Source organism: Actinomadura sp. GTD37 (assembly GCF_041951365.1).
GTDB lineage: Bacteria > Actinomycetota > Actinomycetes > Streptosporangiales > Streptosporangiaceae > Spirillospora.
On the sequence record NZ_JBGNUS010000002.1, the window covers coordinates 544,373 to 562,576 of the forward strand.

13 protein-coding genes are annotated in these 18,204 nt (G+C 77.1%); 1 reads left to right on the forward strand and 12 read right to left on the reverse strand.

What is annotated here, in order from left to right; all coding sequences use genetic code 11:
- Positions 1-15: 15 nt before the first annotated feature.
- Genes ACA511_RS16640 through ACA511_RS16655 form a run of 4 tightly spaced genes read right to left on the reverse strand, consistent with a single transcriptional unit; the run spans position 16 to position 5,667 of the window.
- The gene (locus tag ACA511_RS16640) at positions 16-783 is read right to left on the reverse strand and encodes an SDR family oxidoreductase (protein WP_375025231.1); all 768 of its coding nucleotides are present in this window, start codon (positions 781-783) and stop codon (positions 16-18) included.
- A complete protein-coding gene (locus ACA511_RS16645) occupies positions 783-1,709 on the reverse strand; it encodes a sulfotransferase (RefSeq protein ID WP_375025232.1) in 927 nt (308 codons plus the stop codon). The genes ACA511_RS16640 and ACA511_RS16645 overlap by 1 nt, the downstream gene beginning before the upstream one ends.
- The gene (locus ACA511_RS16650) at positions 1,709-2,968 is read right to left on the reverse strand and encodes a DegT/DnrJ/EryC1/StrS family aminotransferase (protein WP_375025233.1); all 1,260 of its coding nucleotides are present in this window, start codon (positions 2,966-2,968) and stop codon (positions 1,709-1,711) included. The genes ACA511_RS16645 and ACA511_RS16650 overlap by 1 nt, the downstream gene beginning before the upstream one ends.
- Before the next feature lie 32 nt (positions 2,969-3,000).
- Positions 3,001-5,667, reverse strand: coding sequence for a type 2 lanthipeptide synthetase LanM family protein (locus tag ACA511_RS16655; protein WP_375025234.1), 2,667 nt, complete (start codon positions 5,665-5,667; stop codon positions 3,001-3,003).
- A 380-nt stretch (positions 5,668-6,047) separates the two neighbouring features.
- On the opposite strand from ACA511_RS16655, the gene ACA511_RS16660 reads away from it, so the two are divergent.
- On the forward strand, positions 6,048-6,905 hold the full coding sequence (locus tag ACA511_RS16660; RefSeq protein ID WP_375025235.1) for a family 3 encapsulin nanocompartment shell protein: 858 nt from the start codon (positions 6,048-6,050) through the stop codon (positions 6,903-6,905).
- Positions 6,906-7,240: 335 nt separating this feature from the next.
- On the opposite strand, the gene ACA511_RS16665 is transcribed toward ACA511_RS16660, so the two are convergent.
- The 8 genes from ACA511_RS16665 to ACA511_RS16700 all read right to left on the reverse strand — a co-directional run bounded on the left by ACA511_RS16665 (position 7,241) and on the right by ACA511_RS16700 (position 18,191).
- Positions 7,241-8,725, reverse strand: coding sequence for an MFS transporter (locus tag ACA511_RS16665; protein WP_375025236.1), 1,485 nt, complete (start codon positions 8,723-8,725; stop codon positions 7,241-7,243).
- Positions 8,722-10,356 carry an AMP-binding protein gene (locus ACA511_RS16670; protein ID WP_375025237.1) on the reverse strand — a complete coding sequence of 545 codons (1,635 nt, stop codon included), beginning with the start codon at positions 10,354-10,356 and terminating at the stop codon, positions 8,722-8,724. Before ACA511_RS16670 ends, ACA511_RS16665 begins: the two co-directional genes overlap by 4 nt.
- A 97-nt stretch (positions 10,357-10,453) precedes the next feature.
- The gene (locus ACA511_RS16675) at positions 10,454-13,483 is read right to left on the reverse strand and encodes a glycine--tRNA ligase (RefSeq protein WP_375025608.1); all 3,030 of its coding nucleotides are present in this window, start codon (positions 13,481-13,483) and stop codon (positions 10,454-10,456) included.
- A 41-nt stretch (positions 13,484-13,524) separates the two neighbouring features.
- Complete coding sequence (locus ACA511_RS16680) at positions 13,525-14,277, reverse strand: phytanoyl-CoA dioxygenase family protein (protein ID WP_375025238.1); 753 nt, start codon at positions 14,275-14,277, stop codon at positions 13,525-13,527.
- 56 nt (positions 14,278-14,333) lie between these two features.
- Positions 14,334-15,029: an SseB family protein gene (locus ACA511_RS16685; RefSeq protein WP_375025239.1), complete on the reverse strand. Its 696-nt coding sequence runs from the start codon at positions 15,027-15,029 to the stop codon at positions 14,334-14,336.
- A gap of 68 nt (positions 15,030-15,097) precedes the next feature.
- Positions 15,098-16,204 carry a ring-opening amidohydrolase gene (locus tag ACA511_RS16690; protein WP_375025240.1) on the reverse strand — a complete coding sequence of 369 codons (1,107 nt, stop codon included), beginning with the start codon at positions 16,202-16,204 and terminating at the stop codon, positions 15,098-15,100.
- 1 nt (position 16,205) lies between these two features.
- Entirely contained in the window at positions 16,206-17,210 is a 1,005-nt protein-coding gene (locus ACA511_RS16695; RefSeq protein ID WP_375025241.1) for a carbamate kinase, read from the reverse strand.
- A 78-nt stretch (positions 17,211-17,288) separates the two neighbouring features.
- The gene (locus ACA511_RS16700) at positions 17,289-18,191 is read right to left on the reverse strand and encodes a sigma factor (RefSeq protein WP_375025242.1); all 903 of its coding nucleotides are present in this window, start codon (positions 18,189-18,191) and stop codon (positions 17,289-17,291) included.
- Positions 18,192-18,204: the final 13 nt, after the last annotated feature.

Genomic DNA, 18,204 nt, shown 5'->3' on the forward strand with positions numbered 1-18,204 from the left:
TTCTCGGCGGCCCGCTCAGATGCCCTGGCTGAGGCCGCCGTCCACCAGCAGGGTCGTTCCGGTGATGAAGCCGGCCCGCTCGCTCGCGAGGAACGCGGCGGCCGCGCCGAAGTCGGCGGGCGAGCCGAGCCGGCCGAGCGGGATGCCCGCGGCGATCCCGGCGAGGCCGGCCTCGCGGTCGGGTCCGAGGAGCGCGTCCACGGCCGGGGTGCGGTGGTAGCCGGGCGCGAGGACGTTGACCGTGATCCCGGCGGGGCCCAGTTCGCGGACGAGCGACTTGGCGAACCCGGCGAGGGCGGGCCGCACGGTGCTGGACAGCGCGAGCTCCGGCGCCGGCTGCCGCATCGTCTCCGACGCGATCATGAGGATGCGGCCCCAGCCCGCGTCCCGCATGTGCGGCACGGCCGCCTGGACGAGCGCGATGTGCGAGAGCACGCACAGCTCGACCGCGTCGCGGTAGGCGTCGACGCCGAACCCGAGGGCGGGGCCGGACGGCGGGCCGCCCGCGTTCGTGACCAGGACGTGGAGCCCGCCGAGGGCGGCCGCGGTCTCGCGCGCCCAGGCGGCGGTGGCGGCGTGGTCGCGGACGTCGAGCCGAGCGGGGACGGCGTGTCCCGGCCCGGCCGCGTCGATCTCCTTGGCCGCGGCGTCCAGCCGCGCCCGGTCGCGGCCGCAGAACGCGACGTCCGCGCCGGCGGCGGCGAGCTCGCGGGCGGTGGCCAGGCCGAGGCCGCTGGTCGCGGCGGCGACCAGCGCGACCCGGCCGCGCAGTCCGAGATCCATCAGAGCTCCTCGGGGGTCCGGGCGGGGGCGGGACGCAGCGGGTAGCCGTAGCGGGCCAGCAGCGGCGCGGCGAGGACGGTGGCGACGGCGCGGGCGGACGCGGGCTGGGCGCGCACCCACGCGTCGTCGTCCCGGATCCGGACCGGGCCCCGCCGCAGCCGGTCGGGGTTGCCGGTCACGGTGTGGTTGACGCCGAGCCGGGCCGTGCCCGCGGCGTCGACGGGCGGGTCGCCGGCGAGGCCCGCGTGCCGCATGACCCGTGCCAGCTCGGCGCGGGGGCGGGCGGCGAAGTCCTCGTAGCGGAGCCGCAGGCACCGGCCGGGGAACGCGCGGGCGACGCGTTCGGACGCCGCGTTGAACCCCGTCCAGTAGGCGGTGCTGCGGGCGGGGCCCATCGCCGGGATGTACTCCTTCGCCCGCCGCCACGACTCGGCGGTGGCGCGCGGGTCCCGGACGACGTGCAGGACGCGGGCGTCCACGCCGGGCGCTCCGCACAGCGCGGCGGCCTCGGCGGGGAACTTGCCGGTGTCGACGATCAGCCCGGCGCCGGTCTCGTCCGCGATCGCCGCGTACAGGGCGGCGAGGTCGCGGACGGCCGGGTGCGGGGCGCGGAGGCGGCGGGCCTCGGCGAGCCGGCGGCCGGTGTGCCGGGTCCGCAGCGCGGCCCGCTGGCGCCGGACGGCGCGTTCGGCGTGCCAGGCCGGGTCGTCGCCGGCGAGCCGCCCGACGACGGCCTTCCACAGCGGGCACGACGGGATGTCCTGCCCGCATCCGCACAGCGTGTTGGTGCCCTCGCCGAGGACGCCGTTCGTCCACAGGTAGCGCAGCTCGCCGACGTGGACGGCGCCGGGCACCTCGCCGAGGAGGTTGCCGAGCAGGGTCGTCCCGCTGCGGCACCAGCCCGTCACGTACAGGACGCGGACCATCAGCGGCGCCCGGCGCCGGAGCCGACGACCTTGCGGACGGCCGCGACCACGTGGTCGCGGTCCCGCTCGGTGAGGTTCGCCGACAGCGGGATGTCGATCGCCTCGTCGAGCCGCGCGGCCGTGGCCGGGAACTCGGCGCGGGCGCGCGCCGCGTCCGGGAACAGGAACCGCCAGTTCCAGAAGGCGCGGACGTTGGTGTCGCCGGGGTCGCCGAGGGCGCGGGCGGCGATGCCCTCGGCGCGCAGCGCGGCGGCGGTCCACGCGGCGCCGCGGGCGCCGGCGCCGGGCAGCCGGAACACGAGCGCCTCGCCGAGGTAGGCGCCGTCGGCGACCGGCCGGCGCGGCGCGACGCCGGGCACGCCGGCGAGCCGGGCCGCGACGTCGTCGTGGTTGCGGCGGTGCGCGGCGAGCCGGTCGGGCAGGCGGCGCAGCATCGGGCGGGCGAGCGCGGCCCTGATCTCGTCCATCCGCATGCTGAAGATCGGCAGGGCCAGGTCGTCGACGGGCGGCGGCGGGCCGTCGAAGTGCCGCGCCATCCGGCCCTCGTAGGCGCCGGAGTAGACGACGGCGCGGGCGTGCACGGCCGGGTCGCGGGCCAGCAGGAACCCGCCCTCGCCGGTGTTGAGCGACTTGTCGGACTGGGTGCTGAACGCGCCCGCGTCGCCGAAGGTGCCGAGGAGGCGGCCGTTCAGCCGGGCGCCGAGCGCGGGCACCGCGTCCTCGACCACGGGGACGCCGTGCTCGCGGGCGAGCGCGCAGATCGCGTCCATGTCGGAGGCGAACCCGCGCATGTGCACGACGACGATCGCGCGGACGCCGGGGGTGAGCCGGCGGCGCAGGTCGGCCACGTCCATGTGCAGGTCGTCGTCGCACTCGACGAGGACGGGGCGGTGCCCGGCGAGCAGGATCGCGCTGGGCGTCGCGGCGAAGGTGAAGGCGGGGCAGGCGACGAGGGAGCCGGGCGGCAGGTCCAGGGCGAGCAGCGCGAGCGCGATCGCGGCGGTGCCGCTGGCGCAGGCCAGGGCGTGCGGGACGCCGAAGTACGCGCACAGGTCCCGCTCGAACCGGCCGGTCTGCGTCTCGGCGTGCGGGCGGTGGTCGTAGCGGAAGTAGAGCCGGTCCCGGATCGCGCCGAGCGCGTCGTCCAGGTCGTCCTCGCCGATGAAGACGTCGCCCTTGTCGTAGGTCGGCCAGGGTTCGGTGCGCACCGGCGCGGCGCCGTCGATGGCGAGCAGGCCGGGCTGAACGTCCACGGTCATGTCGTCTCCTCCGGGGGGAACGGGAGCATGGCTCAGGGGTGCGGGGGCGCCAGCGTGAGCACCGGGGGCACGTCGGCGGGGAACGCGCGGCGCAGCAGCCCGTAGCCGATCCCGGACAGGCCGGCGAGGAGTCCGGGCGCGGGCGCGGGCAGGGCGGTGCGCCGTTCGCCGGACGGGCGGGGGGCGGGTTCGCCGAGGGCCGCGCGCAGTTCCGCGAGCCCGGACGCGCCGTGGCAGAGCGCGTCGTCCGGCGCCGGGCCGGACTCGCGGACGGTCCGCGCGGCAGCGTCGAGGGACCGCTCCAGGCCGGGCACGGCGGCGGAGAGCTCCAGCAGGGCGAGGCCGGTGCCCGCGGCGCCCTGGCACCAGCCGGGCTCGGCCGCCGGGCCGGGGTCGGCGAGCTCCCGCGCGCGGGCCGCGTGGCGGGGGTCGCCGAGCAGGCCGTGCAGGCGGTCGAGGGCGACCGCCGCGCCGGGCGCGCCGTAGCCGAAGCCGGGGCCGGCGGGCTCCATGGCGAGGAGCCGGTCGCCGGCGGCCCGCGCCGCGTCCGCCACCGGTGCGCAGGGCAGGACGGCGTGCAGGGCGAGCGCGGACAGCAGCGCGCCGGCCTCGCCGTCCAGCACGCAGGGCCCGGACGGCGCGGACGGCGGCGCGTCCCGGGCGGCCTCGGCCAGGTCCGCGCGGCGGTGCACGGCGGCGGCGTGGGCGAGGTGATAGCGGGGGCCGAGGGCGGGCACGGACGCGGACGCGCGGCAGCGCAGCACGACCTCGTCGGCGACCCGCTCGGCCAGCCCCGCGACCCACCGCTCGCCGGTCACGGCGGACAGGTAGGACAGGAACAGGCCGATGCCCGGCAGGCCGCCGTAGAGGCCGAGACCGGCGGGCGCGACCCGGCGGGACGCGGCGTCGACGACCTCGACGGTGAGCCAGCCGATCCGGTCGCCGTCGCGGACGGCCGTCGCGTCGAGCCGCCGGGCGATGTCCAGGGCGTCCCGCACCGGATCGCCGCCGGACGGCCCGTGCGCGGGCAGGCGGGCGGGGTGGCCGGCGCGCGGCCGGGTGTCCAGCGCGGCCAGGCTCGCGTCGACGACCTCCAGCTGGGCGGCGAGGTCGTCCTCCCCCAGCGCGGCCAGGCGGGCGGCGGTCTCCTCCAGCGGCGCGGCCGGCAGGACGCCGGGCAGGCGCGTCCCGTCCTCCAGCCACACGTCGCGGTGCCCGGGGCGGATCTCGAAGACCGGCACCTCGCCGCGCCGCAGCGCGGCCTTCTCCGCCTCGATCAGGGCCGCCCGGTGCGGGACGCCGGGCCAGCCGGCGGCGAGCCGGTCGAGGCCGCGCTCGCGGACGGCGGGGTCGCGCACCGCCTCCGGCCGCCAGCCGTCCAGCAGCAGCCGGACGTAGAGGAACGTCGACAGCTGGATCAGCCGGACCGGGACGTCCGCGCAGCCGTGCAGCGGCCCGCCCGGCGCGAGGAGGCCGGTCCCGGCGGCGGCGAGCAGGCGGTGCGCGAAGGCGTGGCCCGCGGCGAGGGAGTCCCGGTGCGGGCGCGGGTCGGCGGCCGCCCCGTCCGGCAGGCGCAGCCGCCCCGCGGGCGCGGGGACGGTCCGGTAGCCGAGCCTGATCCGCATCCGGTCGGTGCCCGGGTGCTCGGTGATCGGCGTCGGGATGAGGGAGCGGCGGCCCGGGGCGATGCCGAGCGGGCTGATGTCGACGCCGAAGGGCAGTCCGGTGTCCGCGTCCGGCATGACGAGCGGGCCGGGCAGCAGGCCGGTGCGCAGCACGGACTCGGCCAGCCGCGCGGCGGCCGGGTCGCCGAGCCGCGCGCGGCGCGCCATCGGCTGCGTCCCCTCGGTGTGGAACAGGGCCTCCAGGTCGACCACCACGGGATCGGCGCCGGCGGCGATGACGTTGTCGGCGTGCAGGTCGTAGCCGTGCACCACGTGGGTCAGCGCGAGCAGCGCCCCCATCCGCCAGAAGAACGCGGGCAGCGCCTCCCGGTCGCACGGGGCGGGCTCGACGTACTCGCTCCACCCCCGGTCGCCGCGGTCGAGGAGGCGGGGGCGGCGCAGCGGGTGCGGCACGCCGTCCGCGGCGTTGAACCAGCCGAGGAGGCGGTCGAAGCACCGGTCGACGGCGAGGCTCCGCGGCTTGTAGACGACGGTCGCGCGCTCGAACCGGACGATCGCGACCGTCCGGCCGCCCCGGTGCGTCTCGGCGGCCCCGAAGGCGGCGCCGCGCAGGGCCCCGGGGTCGCCGAAGGCGCCGCGGAGCGCGGGCAGGTCGGCGGCGAGGTCGCGGGCGAAGGCGGCGCGGGCGGCGACCCAGGCGTCCAGGAGACCGGCGGCCTGCCCGGCGAGGACCGGGTACTCCGCCCGGATCCGCTCCGCCGTCCCGGGGTCGCGCAGGCTCCGCACGAACGCCTCGTAGCGCTCCCGGGACGTCGCCCCGTCCAGGCCCCGCCGCCGCGCCGCGCCGAGCTCCCGGGCCAGCGCCGGCCGGACGGCCATCGCGAGCCAGCCGAGCGGGGGCTCGCGGACGAGGAGGCCGGCCGCGCCGCCGGGCAGTCCGGGCACGGAGCGCAGCTCGGCGCACAGGGCGTCCCGCGCGCGGTCGATCAGCGGGCGGGCGATCTCCAGCAGGCCGAGGCCCGCGTCCCGCCGGGCGGCCGGCGCGCCGGCGCGGGCCGCCGTCGCGGCGCTCATCCGGCATCACCGGGATCGTCCGGATCCGCCGCCTCGGCGCCCTTCCCGCCGGCCGCGGATAGGGCGCGCAGGGGGCAGCCGGGGGCGGGCCTGGCGGCCGGACGCGGGCCCGTTCCGCGAATGGGGTCGATCACCGGGTCGGTGAATCCCGTGGCCTGCCCGGCCGCATTATCCGGCGTCGACATGTCACCGTCCCTTCCAATCCGCTACGAAGTTCTATCATGGCCGATTTTTCTGAACAAGATCGAAGGGGACCCTTTTCATTTCCCCGGTGCTGTGCTTACCCTCTGGGTCGGCACGGTGCAAGACCGGCGCCGTGCATTTGTCGGCCGGACCGAGATCCGGGCGGCCGGGCAAAGCACGTCTGACGGGAGTTCCGCGTGCTGGACTACCTCATCGATGACCCCGGGCTCCGCGAGCGCGGCCCCGGCGAGGAACTGGCGATCGCGGTCGCCAGGGCGGCCGGCGGCGACGCCGCGGTCCGGCTGCGGGCGCCGCTGACGACGCTGTTCCCGCTCGCCTCCACCCGGCCCCGGCCGACCGTCCGCGAGCAGACCAAGGGCGGCACGGTCACCGACCGGACCCTGCGCTATGTGCGCGAGCACCGGGACACCGGGCGCGACGGCGAGCGCGGCACGCGCTACGGCGCGACGCCCGAGGCGGTGTTCCGCCCGGCGGTCGCCAAGGCGGAGCTGACCGAGATCTCCGTCGCCGTGCCGGTGCCCGCCGAGCTGTGCCAGGACCCGGCGCTGCTCGCCCGCTTCGTCGACCACCGCGTGATCGTCCGGCTGTGCACGGTGGAGAACGAGGTGCTCCTGCGCGGCAGCGGCGACGGCGCGATCCCCGGCCTGCTGCGGCTGGACGGGCTGCGCCGCCTCGCCGCCCCGCCGGGGGGCGCGGTGCTGGACGCGCTGATGGGCGGCTGCGCCGAGGTGGAGGAGATGGGCGGCTCGTGCGACGGGCTCGTCATGCACCCGGCCCTGTACTGGCGGCTCGTGGGCGACGGCGCGCTGCCCGCGCTGGACGCGGCGGGGCTGCGCATCACCCGCACCCGCATGATCGAGCGGGACCGGGTCCTCCTCGGCGACTTCCGCGCCGGCGTCACCCTGCTGGACGGCGAGGAGTCGACGCTCGCGCTGCGCCGGCCGCCCGGCGACGGCGAGGCGACGATCACCGCCGCGATGCGCCTCGGCCTGGCCGTCCACCTGCCCCAGCACTTCGTCCTGCTGGACCGCTGACCCGCCCTCCGATCCGCCTGACGCTCCCCCGGGCCCGGAACAGCCGGGCCCGCGCACGCGAGAAATGGAGGTGAAGGACATGCGCACGCCCCCGTGGTGACCTTCCGCGCCGACGATCCGTGCCGATGAGCCGTCCGGCGAGTGCAGGAGGTGAATCGCATGCGCACGACTCCGTGGTGATTTCCGCCGACGCCCCGACGGTTCTCCGACCCCCGAGGGAGGGCAAATGCGCACGACTCCGTGGTAGACATTTCGACAATGGCCGCCTAATGGCGCGACCGATATTCCGAAACGATGGAATTCGGTCGCACTGAATGATGGCGGCGGGCGCCGGATCACCGATGACGGCGTTGCGGCGCCCGCGGCGCCCTCCGGGGCCGCGGGCGCCCCCGTCCCTCGGCGGGGCACGCCGGGCCGGGGGGCCGGGCGGCGACGGCCGCGAGCGCCGTCGCCAGCATCCCGGCCGCCAGCCCCGCCCACGCGACGGCGAACGCCGTCCCGTCCGGCTCGTGCAGCACGGCCGCGAGGCCGCCGATCCCGGCCGCCGCGCCGGCCGACCGGGCCAGCATGATCAGCGCGCTCCCGCTGCCGAACCGGGCGGGCGGGACGGCCGCCATCGCGATCGTCTCGATCGCCACGGCGGCCGCCGCCATCCCGGCCGTCCCGGCGACGAGCGCGGGCAGCAGCACCGCGGGGTAGCTCCGCCCGGCGCCGAGCGCGTCCGCCGCGAGGGGCCAGCACCAGCCCGCCGCGCCGAGCACGCCGCCGCCGACCGCGACCGCCCGCGGGCCGGCCCGGCGCACCAGCGGCCCGCTCCGCCAGGAGACGACGGCGGAGGTCAGCGGTCCGGGCGTGAGCGCGATCGCGGCGGCGAGCACCGAGTAGCCCCAGCGCTCGGTCAGGAACAGCGCCACGCACAGCGCGACCGCGAACTGGGTGACGCTCAGCAGCGCCATCGCCGCGTTGCCCGCCGCCGTGGACCGGGCGCGCAGCAGCGTGAAGTCGGCCGCCGGGCGGGGGTGGCGGAGCGAGCGGCGCACCCCGAGGCAGGCCAGCGCGGCGCCGGCGGCGAGCGCGACCGCCGTCCGGCCGGCCGTCCAGCCCCAGTCCGGGCCCTGCACGACGCCGAGCACCAGTGCCGCGACGCCGCCCGCGAGCAGCACCGTGCCGACCAGGTCGGGCAGCCCCCGCTGCTCCGCCGGCCCGTGCTCCGCCGCGCGCCGCGCGGGGACGCCGGCCGCCGCGCAGGCCAGCGCGAGCGCGCCGAGCGGCAGGTTGATCAGGAAGATCCAGCGCCAGCCGCCGAGGGCGAGCAGCGCCGCGCCGAGCGCGGGCCCGCTCGCGCCCGCGACGCCCGCCGCGGCGCCGAGCAGCCCGAACGCGTGCCCGGCCCGGCCGGGGAACTCGCTCAGCCCGACCGAGATCGACAGCGCGACGACCGCGCCGCCGCCGGTGGCCTGCAGCATCCGCGCCAGCACGAGCCCCAGCGGGCCGCTCGCGAGCGCGCAGGCGGCCGAGCCGAGGGTGAACACCGCGAGGCCGCCGAGGAAGATCCGCTTGGGCCCGAGCCGGTCCGCCATCCCGCCCGCGGGCAGCAGCACGGCGGCGAACACCACCGTGTAGGCGGTGATCGTCCAGGACAGCCCGGCGAGGGTGCTGCCCGGGAAGGCGCGGAGCAGCTGCGGGATCGCGATGCTGACGATGTTGTAGTCGACCACCGCCATGACGTTGGCGACGACGACCGAGGTGAGCGCCAGCGCCCGCCGCCGGGACGCGCTCGCGGGCGGCGCGAGCAGGCCCGCGAGCGGCCCCGCGCTCACTGCGCCGCGGCGGTGCGGGCCCTCCGGGCGAACTCCTCCTCGAGGACGCGTTTGCGGACCTTCCCCGTCGGGGTCTTCGGCAGCTCGGCGACGACCTCCAGCCGGTCGGGCGCGTAGCCGGGGGTCAGCTCCGCGTCCGCGACCCGCTGCCGCAGCTCCTCCAGCGTCGGCGGCTCCGCGCCCGGCGCCGGGACGACGACGGCGACGACGGTCTCGCCGAGCAGCGGCTCCGGCTCCCCGACGACCGCGACCTCCGCGACGCGCGGGTCGGCGCGCAGGACGCCCTCCACCGCGACGCCGGGCACGTGCAGCCCGCCCTTGTTGATCATGTCCTTGGTGCGGCCGATGACCTTGATGCCGCCGCGCCCGTCCGGCCGGGCCAGGTCGCCGGTGGCGAACCACCCGTCGTGCAGCGCGGCGGCGAACGCCTCGTCGGCTCCCTCGTAGCCCAGGCACATGTTCGCGCCGCGGACCTCCAGGCGCCCCGGCCCGTCCGCGACGACCGCGCCGTCCTCGTCCACGAGCCGCGCCGACATCCACTCGACGGGGCGGCCGTCGCTGCGGGACGCCCAGTCCGGCGGGTCGTCCGCGCGGCTGATCGTGACGCCGCCGTTCTCGGTCATCCCCCACAGCGACCGGACGGGGAACCCGAACGTGTCGCGGAAGCGTCCGGGCAGGTCCGGCGGGATCGGCGTGGACCCGGTGACCATGTGCCGCAGCGCGACCGGCCGCGGGCGCGCCCGCTGCTCCGCCACCAGCTCGTCCAGGATGAACGGGGTGAAGTACGCGGCGGTGATCCCGTACTCCGCAGCGAGGTCGAGGAAGTCGCCGGGCCGGAACGCGTCCGCCCACACGGCGGTCGCGCCGGCGACGAGCGGCGCCAGCATCCCGTAGAGCCAGCCGCCCTGCCCGCCGACGATGCACGGCGTGGACAGCACGTCGTCCTCGCCGAGGCCGAGCGGGACGGTGTAGGAGCGCGCCATCGCGTACAGCGTGTTGTGCGAGTGCCGGACGCCCTTCGGCCGCCCCGTCGTCCCCGATGTGTACATGATCTGCAGGACGTCGTCGCCGGACGGACGGTGCCGGGGTGCGGCGCCGGCCCCCGCGAGCAGGCCCGTCTCGAAGCCGATCGCGCCCCCGGGGACCTTCTCCCCCACCACGATCTGGTGCCGCAGCGCGGGCAGCCGGTCCCGCATGCCCGCGATGGCCGCCGCGACCTCCAGGCCGCGCACCTCGTCCAGCGACACGACGGCGCGGGCGCGGGACTCGCGCAGGATCCACTCGGTGTCGGCGGCGCCCGACGCGATGTAGTACGGCACGGCGACCGCGCCCGCGCGCCCGCAGCCGAGCGCGAGGACGGTGGCCTGCCACTGGTTGACGAGCTGCATCGCGACCCGGTCGCCGGGGCCTACGCCGAGGCCGGCGAGGCCCGCCGCGCACCGGTCCACCTGCTCGGCGAGCTGCGCGTAGGTGAGGACGACGTCGGGTCCGTCCCCGGTCTCCCAGACGTGCCCGACCACCGCCGGGCGGTCCGGGGCGGCGTCCGCCCACCGGTCGAGGTCGTCCAGGAACGTCCCGTCCCGCCACCAGCCGCGCCGCCGGAACTCCTGTGCGTCGTGAAGGTTCGCCATCGTCGGGCCCTTCCATGCGGGGTCACTTGATCATGACCGCGGCGCGGCGGCGGCGGCAACGGCCAGTGTTGACGAAGAGCGCCCGGCGGCCCGCGGGTCAGGCGATCTCGCGCCAGTCGAGGACGGGGGCGGCCAGGTCCCGGACGGCGGCGAGGAGGCCGAGCCGGTTGGCGCGGACGCCGGGGTCCTCGGCCATGACCAGCACGTCGTCGAAGTAGGCGTCGATGGGCGCGACGAGGGCGGACGCGGCCGCCGCGAACTCCGGCAGGGACGGCCGGGCGGTCAGCTCGGCCCTGACGCGGGTGAACGCCTCGTGCAGGTCCCGCTCGGCGGGCTCGGTGAACAGGGACGGGTCGTAGCGGGCGCCGGCCGTGTCGGGCACGATGCGCAGGACGCGCTGCAGCGCCGTCGTGAGCCGCTCGAACCGGGACGACCGGAGCAGCCGCGCCAGGTCGCCTGCGGTCCGGACGGCGTGCGCGGGGGCGCCCGCGAGGGGCAGCACGGCCCGGACGACGCGCACCGGGCGGCCCTCGTCCAGGAGGTTCTGCTCCAGGCGGCGCGCGACGAACCGCTCGGCGTCCGCGAGGGCGCCCGGGGAGACGGCGACGGGCTGGTGCCGGGCGGCGAGGGCGAGGCCGTCCCCGACGGTGACGGGCGCGAGGCGCGGGACGTCCCGCAGGACGGCGGTCAGCGCGAGCGCCGCGCGGCGCAGCCCGAACGGGTCGGAGCTGCCGGTCGGCGCGGACCCGACGGCGAACAGCCCGGCCAGGAGGTCGAGCCGGTCGGCGGCGGCGAGGACGGCCCCGGCGATCGTGGCGGGCGGCGCGTCCCCGGCCGAGCGGGGCAGCTCCATCTCGTAGAGGGCCGCCGCGACGGCGGGGTCCTCGCCGGCGCGGCGGGCGTACTCGCGGGCCATCGTCCCGGCGAGCCCCGGCAGCTCGATGACCATGGACGAGGCGAGGTCGAACTTCGCCAGCGCGGCGGCGCGGCCCAGCGCGGCCCGCTCCGCGCCGGTGAGGTCGAGGCGGCCGGCGAGGTCAGCGGCGAGCGCGGCGATGCGGGACGACCGGTCGGCCATCGACCCGAGCCGTTCGGTGAACGTGAGCCTGCCGAGCCCCTCCTTGATCTGCTCGGGCGTGCCGCGGAGGTCCTGCCGGAAGAAGAACGACGCGTCCTCGTAGCGCGCGCGGAGGACGGCCTCGTTCCCGGCCCGGACGGCGTCGCGGTCGCATTCGCCGTTGGCGACCGTCACGAAGTGCGGCAGGAGCCGGTTCGAGGGGCCGCGCACCGGCAGGTAGCGCTGGTGCTTGCGCATGACCGTGGTGAGGATCTCCTCGGGCAGCTCCAGGTACTTCCCGTCGAACGAGCCGAGGATGGCGACCGGCTCCTCCACCAGGTCGACGATCTCCTCGACGAGGGCGTGCTCGGCGGCGAGGTCGACCGTCCCGCCCCGGCCCCGCGCGAGGGCCGCGGCCTCCTCGGCGATGCGGGACCGGCGGCGGGGCGCGGCGGGCTCGATCCCGTGCGCGCGCAGGACGGCGAGCAGCGACGCGGCGTCCGGCACGTCGACGCGCGGCGTGCCGGACGTCCGGTGGACGCGGGTGGAGCGTCCGGCGGTGAGGCCCGCGACCGCGAACGGGACCTCCCGGTCGTCCAGCAGGGCGAGCAGCCAGCGGATCGGGCGGGCGAACGACAGGCCGGGCGCGTTCCACCGCATGTTCTTCCCGGCGCGGAGCCCGGTCACGATGTCCGGGAGCAGCCCGGCGAGGACCTCGGCGGCGGAGCGCCCCGCGACCTTCCGGACGTACCCGGCGTACTCCCCGCCGCCGACGGCGACCTTCCGGACGTCGGAGACGTCGATGCCGTGCCCGCGCGCGAAGCCGAGCAGCGCCCGCGTCGGCTCCCCGGCCGCGTCGTAGGCGGCGGCGAGCCGCGGCCCCTTCACGACCTGCTCGGTGTCGGGTTCGCGGGCCTCCAGGTCGCGGGCGAGCACGATGATCCGGCGGGGCGTCGCGCACGTGTCGTACGAGGACGCGTCCGTGGCCAGCCCGGCCTCCTCCAGCCCGTCCCGGAGCCGCTCCGCGACGTGGCCGGCCGTCCGGGCGACCTCGTGCGGCGGCAGCTCCTCGACCCCGATCTCCAGCGCGAACGTCCCGGCCGGGGCCGCGTCCGGCAGCGGTCCCGGCTCGGCGGCGGCGGGCCGGGCCGCGGCGTCGCCGAGCGGATGCCCCAGCTCCGCGCGGCGCTCCACCCACAGGGCGGCGACCTCGTGGGCGAGCCCGCGCATCCGGGCGAACGCGCGCGCCCGCTCGGTCGTGCCGACCGCCCCGCGCGCGTCGAGCACGTTGAACGCGTGCGAGCACTTCAGCACGTACGAGTGGGCCGGGACGGGCAGCCGCGCGTCCAGCATCCGCCGCGCCTCGGCCGCGTACGCCTCGAACAGCCCCCGGTTCGTCGCGATGTCGGCGTCGTCGAGGTAGTAGCGGCTCATCTCGTACTCGGCCTGCCCGAACACCTCGCCGTACGTGATGCCGACGGAGTCGGCCCCGGGGGCGTGGGGGGCCGTCCCCCCTCCGGCGGCGCCGATGCCGGACGCGTACCGGATGTCCTTGAAATGGGAGACGCCCTGGAGCGCCATCAGGATGCGTTCCATCCCGTAGGTGATCTCGACCGACACGGGGTCGAGGGTCAGCCCGCCCGACTGCTGGAAGTACGTGAACTGGGTGATCTCCAGGCCGTCCAGCCACACCTCCCAGCCGAGCCCCCACGCGCCGAGCGCGGGCGACGCCCAGTCGTCCTCGACGAACCGGACGTCGTGCGCGCGCAGGTCGACGCCGAGCGCGGCGAGGCTGCCGAGGTACTGCTCCTGCGCGTCGCCCGGCTCCGGCTTGAGGACCACCTGGAACTGGGTGTGGGTCTGCAGCCGGTTCGGGTTGTCGCCGTACCGCGCGTCGTCCGGGCGGACGCTCGGCTCGGTGTAGGCGACGCGCCACGGCTCCGGTCCGAGGACGCGCAGCGCGGTGGCCGGGTTGAGCGTGCCCGCCCCCACCTCGGTGTTCATCGGCTGCGCGACGAGGCAGCCGCGGCCCGCCCAGTAGCCGGTGAGCCGGATCAGGGCGTCCTGCATGGTCAGCACGGGAGTCTCCAAAGGGCGCGGAAGGGACAAGCCTAGAAGCGCCCGAGACCTCGCTCTATCGCGACGCGCACGGGAGACGTCTCCGGGAGGGGCCCGGAGGGGGCCAGCGGCGGCTGCGCCATGAACCGGGGGCGCGTCCCGCGGTGCTCCTGCGCGGCGTGGACGAGGAACGGGTGGCACAGGTACACGTCGCCGGCGCGGCCCGTCGCGTACGCGAGCGGCCGGTGCCCGGTCGCGGGCACGGCCCTGTCCGCGAGGTCCATGAACGCGAGGCCCGCGTCGCCGGCGGGCGCCAGGATCGGCGGGACGTCCAGGTGGGAGCCCACGCGGACGCGGGTGGGGCCGTCGTCCTCCGCGACGTCCGAGAACAGGAACAGCATGAGCAGCGCGCGGCCCTTCGACGCGGCGTTGACCCGGTACGACATGAAGTCGGCGGGGTCGTCGCCGGGGAAGGACGCGTCGATGTGCCAGCCGTCGTCGCCGGGCGGGTCGTCGCTGGGGAACCGCACCGGGAACGTTCCGAGGCTGCCGCGCGGCAGCCAGGCTCCCTCGCCCGCGACCGCGTCGAACGCGGCGTGCAGGCGGGGCGTGTTCGCGGCGGCCCGGAACGGCTCCTGGGCGTAGTCGCCGAGGCGGACCACCGGCCGGGTCCAGGTCGCGGGGTCGTCCGGGTCGCAGCCGGTGTCGCCCCACAGGATCGCCCGGCACTCGTCGGCCAGGTCGCGGGGGAACGCCTCCTCCACCCGCACGAACCCGTCGGCGACGAAGGCGTCAACGTCGATCATGACGCCATGCTCGCAGCGCGGCCGCGGGCGGCGCGAACGCTTTTACCGGCGCGCCGTCATCTGCGGAGGACGTTCAGTTCGACGCCGCCGACGATGCGGCCGCGCAGCACCTCGGCGAGCCGGTCGGACACCCGCTGGACGGTGCCGCGCTCGTCGTGGCCCGGCACGACGGCGAACCGCACCGCGACCTCGGCGGACGTCCCCTCGATCACCCGGACGCCGGTGACGGACGGGTCGGAGCCGAACGCGGCCTCGACGGCGGCGAGGACGTCCGGGTCCTCGTGCGGCGGCGGGACGGGGCGGCCCTCGGCGAGCAGGTGCAGGCGCAGGCCGTCGACCGCGAACGGGACGGGGCCCGCCACGTCCACGACCAGGGCGTCGGCGCCCTCGTCGAGGGCGGCGCGGCAGGCGTCGCCGCCGCGCACCGTCACCGGGCGGGCGTCGGCGCGCCACGCCTTCATCGTCTCGGTGCAGGTGAAGCCGAGGACGCCGCGCCGCCCGTCGTCGCCGATCAGCGTGGGCAGCGCCATGTCGCTCGACTTCTCCCGGCGCGGCTCGCCGGGGGCGACGTCCTCCTCCTCGGTGAGGACGGCGACGACCGGCACGAGCAGCCGGGCGCCCTGCAGCCGCCGCAGCACCACGTGCGCGCCGACGCGCCCGGCCGCGTACCCGGCGAGCGCTTCGCACAGCCGGGGGTCGGCGCTTCCGTCGTCCCCGGGGAACTGTGGTTCGGGAATGGTCAGTCCGGACACGGCAGGAAGGCTATAACCTCCGGCGACCGCCGTGCGCGCCTATTCGGATACTGTCCGCACCCGAACGGTCACTCGATCGCCGCGATGGCCGCGACGGTGCCGCCGCCGGACGGCCCCTGGTGGACGGCCGCGACCGACACGAACACCGCCGGGTCGCCGGTGACGGACGCGGCGACGCCGCCGACGCACGCCTTGATCTGCCGGTGCCAGTGCACGTCCGAGTCGTCCAGCATGATGTTGCGGCGGCCCCGGACCGAGCCGCCCGGGTCGGCCTCGCACTTGATGAACACGTTGACGAGCCGGTCGCCGAGGTCGGACGCGCGGGGCCGGTCGGGCAGGTCGAGGCCGGTCGCCGCGATCGCGTCCCAGATGCCGTCGGCGTCGAGTGCGTCCTTCATCACACCGTGCCCCGCCCGGTACCGGCCGCCGATGCCGCGCACGTTCCCGACGACGACGATCTGCGCCCGGTCGAGTTCCACGCCGGACGAGCACGACGCGACCGACGAGTACAGCGACAGGTCCCGGTGGATCCGCTCCGCGGCCGGCGGCTCGATCTCGCCGAGCGCGACGGCGATGCCGAGCGCGGTGGTCGAGTTGGAGACGTCCATCGACGCGAGCGTGTCCTCGGTGACGACGCCGCGGCCGCGCGACTTGGCGTCGTTGATGGTGTCGAGGGTGAGCAGCGGCGTCTTCGTCTGCACGTAGTGGACGTCGGCCGGGTCGTCGATCCCCGCGGTCTTCATCGCCTCGCGGACGCCGGCGGCGACGGTCTCGACCATCGCGGGCCGCCCGATGTCCTCGGGCAGGATGACGTCGCTCATCGCGACGCCGACCGACAGGCGCGGCTCGTCCGACGCGGGCGCCTTCGCCGGGTCGACGGTGGCGAACACGGTGGCGTGCGGGCTGAGGACGCCGTCGGTGCCGCCCGACCAGACGAGCGGGACGCGCGCGACCTCGTCCGCCGTCCGGTCGCCCCTGGCGAGGAGCACCTCGCGGAACGCCCGGTCGGCGAGCAGCCGCGTGTAGTCGTTCACGCCGCCGTTGCCCTCGGTCTTGCCGACGACGGCGAGCACCCGGTCGGCGTCCAGGACGCCGTCGTCGATCAGCCGGGCCAGCCCGGACGCGTCGGTCACGCTCTCGATGGGGATCTTGCGGACTTCGATCGGATCGGGCACGTCATCGCTCCTCGGCTGCTCTGGTCGATGTGATCCCTACCCCGGGCGCGGCCTCCACGACCGTCCCGGCGCGGCCGTGCGCGGCGTCGCCGAGCCGGGCCAGGGACGCGATCGCGGCGCGGCGCCCGCCGGAGGCGACGAACCGCCGCACCGCCTCCACCTTCGGGCCCATGCTGCCGCCGGCGAAGTGCCCGGCGGCGGCCAGCTCCGCGAGTTCGGCGGGGGTCGTGCGGTGCAGCGGACGGGCCCGGGGCGTCCCGAACCCGGTCATCGCGCCCGCCACGTCCGTGGCGATCACCAGGGTGGACGCGCCCAGCCGGCGGGCCAGCAGCTGCGCCGCCAGGTCCTTGTCGACGACGGCCTCGACGCCGCGGAGCGTCCCGCCCGCGCGGACGACGGGCGCTCCCCCGCCGCCCGCCGCGACGACGACGTGCCCGGCGTCCAGCAGCGCCGCCGCCGCGCCCGCGTCGAGGATCTCCAGCGGCTCCGGCGAGGCGACGACGCGCCGCCAGCCCCGCTCCCCGAACGGCCGCCACGTCTCGCCGAGCGCCATGGACCGGCGCGCCTGCTCCTCGGGGAAGTAGCGGCCGATCGGCTTGGCGGGCGCGCCGAACCCGGGGTCGGACGCGTCCACGAGCGTGCGCGTCACCACCGTGGACACCGGGCGGGCGGCGCCCCGCGCGGCCAGCGCCCGCTCCAGCGCGTTCATGATCATCACGCCGACGGTGGCCTGGGTCTGCGCGCCGCACCAGTCCAGCGGGACGGGCGGGACCACGCCCGCCGCCAGCCGGTTCTTGATCAGCAGGTTGCCGACCTGCGGCCCGTTGCCGTGCGTGAGCACGACCCGCGCGCCCGCCGCGACGAGGTCGGCCACGGGCGCCATCGCGGCCTCGATCGCCGCCGCCTGCGCGTCCGGCTCGGCGCTGCCGTCCGATGCGGTCATGGCGTTGCCGCCGAGCGCGATCAGGACCCGCTCGCCGTCGAGCGTCCCGCCGTCCGAGTTCACGGGACGGACGCTAGCCCGCGCGAAGGGCGGCGCTCACGGGCGAAATCCGCCCAACGAGCGCCGCTTCTTCGGCACTTTCTAGGGACGCGAGCCGAGCGAGCCGACCCAGCCCATCGCCTCGTAGGTGGTGGTGACCGTGCCCTCGCCGGCCTCGGCCGACCGGAATTCGAGCAGGGCGGCGGTCTGCTGCGAGATGACCAGCCGGGACTCGGCGGTCGCCGCGCCGCCGTCCGGCGCCGTCTTGAGAACCACGGCCACGCCGGTGCGGCCGGCCCGGTCCGTCACCTTCCCGGCGCTGCGGATGCCGGGCTCACCGGCGAGGATCTTGAACAGCGCCGCCTTGGTGCCCGGCGTGATCGGCCCGGCGAGCATGTCGTGGGCGATCTCCCACACGTAGGCGGTGAAGGCGCCCTTGAACGGGTCGCCGGTGTCCTTCAGGTCGCGCGCGTACCGTTCGCGGAGTTCGGCCCGCAGGCCGGCGGCGTCCGCCGGCAGGGCCGCGAGTTCCTTGACGGTCACCTGCCCGCTGCCGAGGGTGAGCCGCGTCGGCCCCTCCCAGGTCCGCTCCCCGATGGAGCCGGCGAGGAGGCGCGGCGAGCCGTCCTTCTTCCACTGGGCCTTGTCGCGGTCGCGCTCGGGCAGCGCGGCGACCGCCGCGAGCGCGGTCTCGCGCCCCACCACGTGCTCGGCCACGTCCCAGGCCGCGAGGTCGGCGGGCGTCGTCAGCGCCCGTATCCGGTCGGCGAGGGCGTGCCCGCGGCGGCGCCGGTCGCGCTGCTCGTGCAGCAGGTTGCGGGCGACGGCGAGCAGCCACGGCAGCGGCGGGTCGCCGACGTCGTCCAGCCGCCGCCAGGCGATCAGGAACGTCTCCCCGGCGATGTCCTCGGCAGTATGGGGCTCGGCGCGGGTGAGCGCGTAGGCGAGGACGCGCCGGTGGTTCTCGTCGTACAGGCGGGTGAACCGTGATTCGGGATCATCCACGAGTACCTCCCGT

Bases quoted from the DNA above. Each gene is read 5' to 3' on its own strand.
- ACA511_RS16640 (WP_375025231.1), bottom strand. From the start codon at position 783: ATGGATCTCGGACTGCGCGGCCGGGTCGCGCTGGTCGCCGCCGCGACC.
- ACA511_RS16645 (WP_375025232.1), bottom strand. From the start codon at position 1,709: ATGGTCCGCGTCCTGTACGTGACGGGCTGGTGCCGCAGCGGGACGACC.
- ACA511_RS16650 (WP_375025233.1), bottom strand. From the start codon at position 2,968: ATGACCGTGGACGTTCAGCCCGGCCTGCTCGCCATCGACGGCGCCGCG.
- ACA511_RS16655 (WP_375025234.1), bottom strand. From the start codon at position 5,667: ATGAGCGCCGCGACGGCGGCCCGCGCCGGCGCGCCGGCCGCCCGGCGG.
- ACA511_RS16670 (WP_375025237.1), bottom strand. From the start codon at position 10,356: ATGGCGAACCTTCACGACGCACAGGAGTTCCGGCGGCGCGGCTGGTGG.
- ACA511_RS16675 (WP_375025608.1), bottom strand. From the start codon at position 13,483: ATGCAGGACGCCCTGATCCGGCTCACCGGCTACTGGGCGGGCCGCGGC.
- ACA511_RS16680 (WP_375025238.1), bottom strand. From the start codon at position 14,277: ATGATCGACGTTGACGCCTTCGTCGCCGACGGGTTCGTGCGGGTGGAG.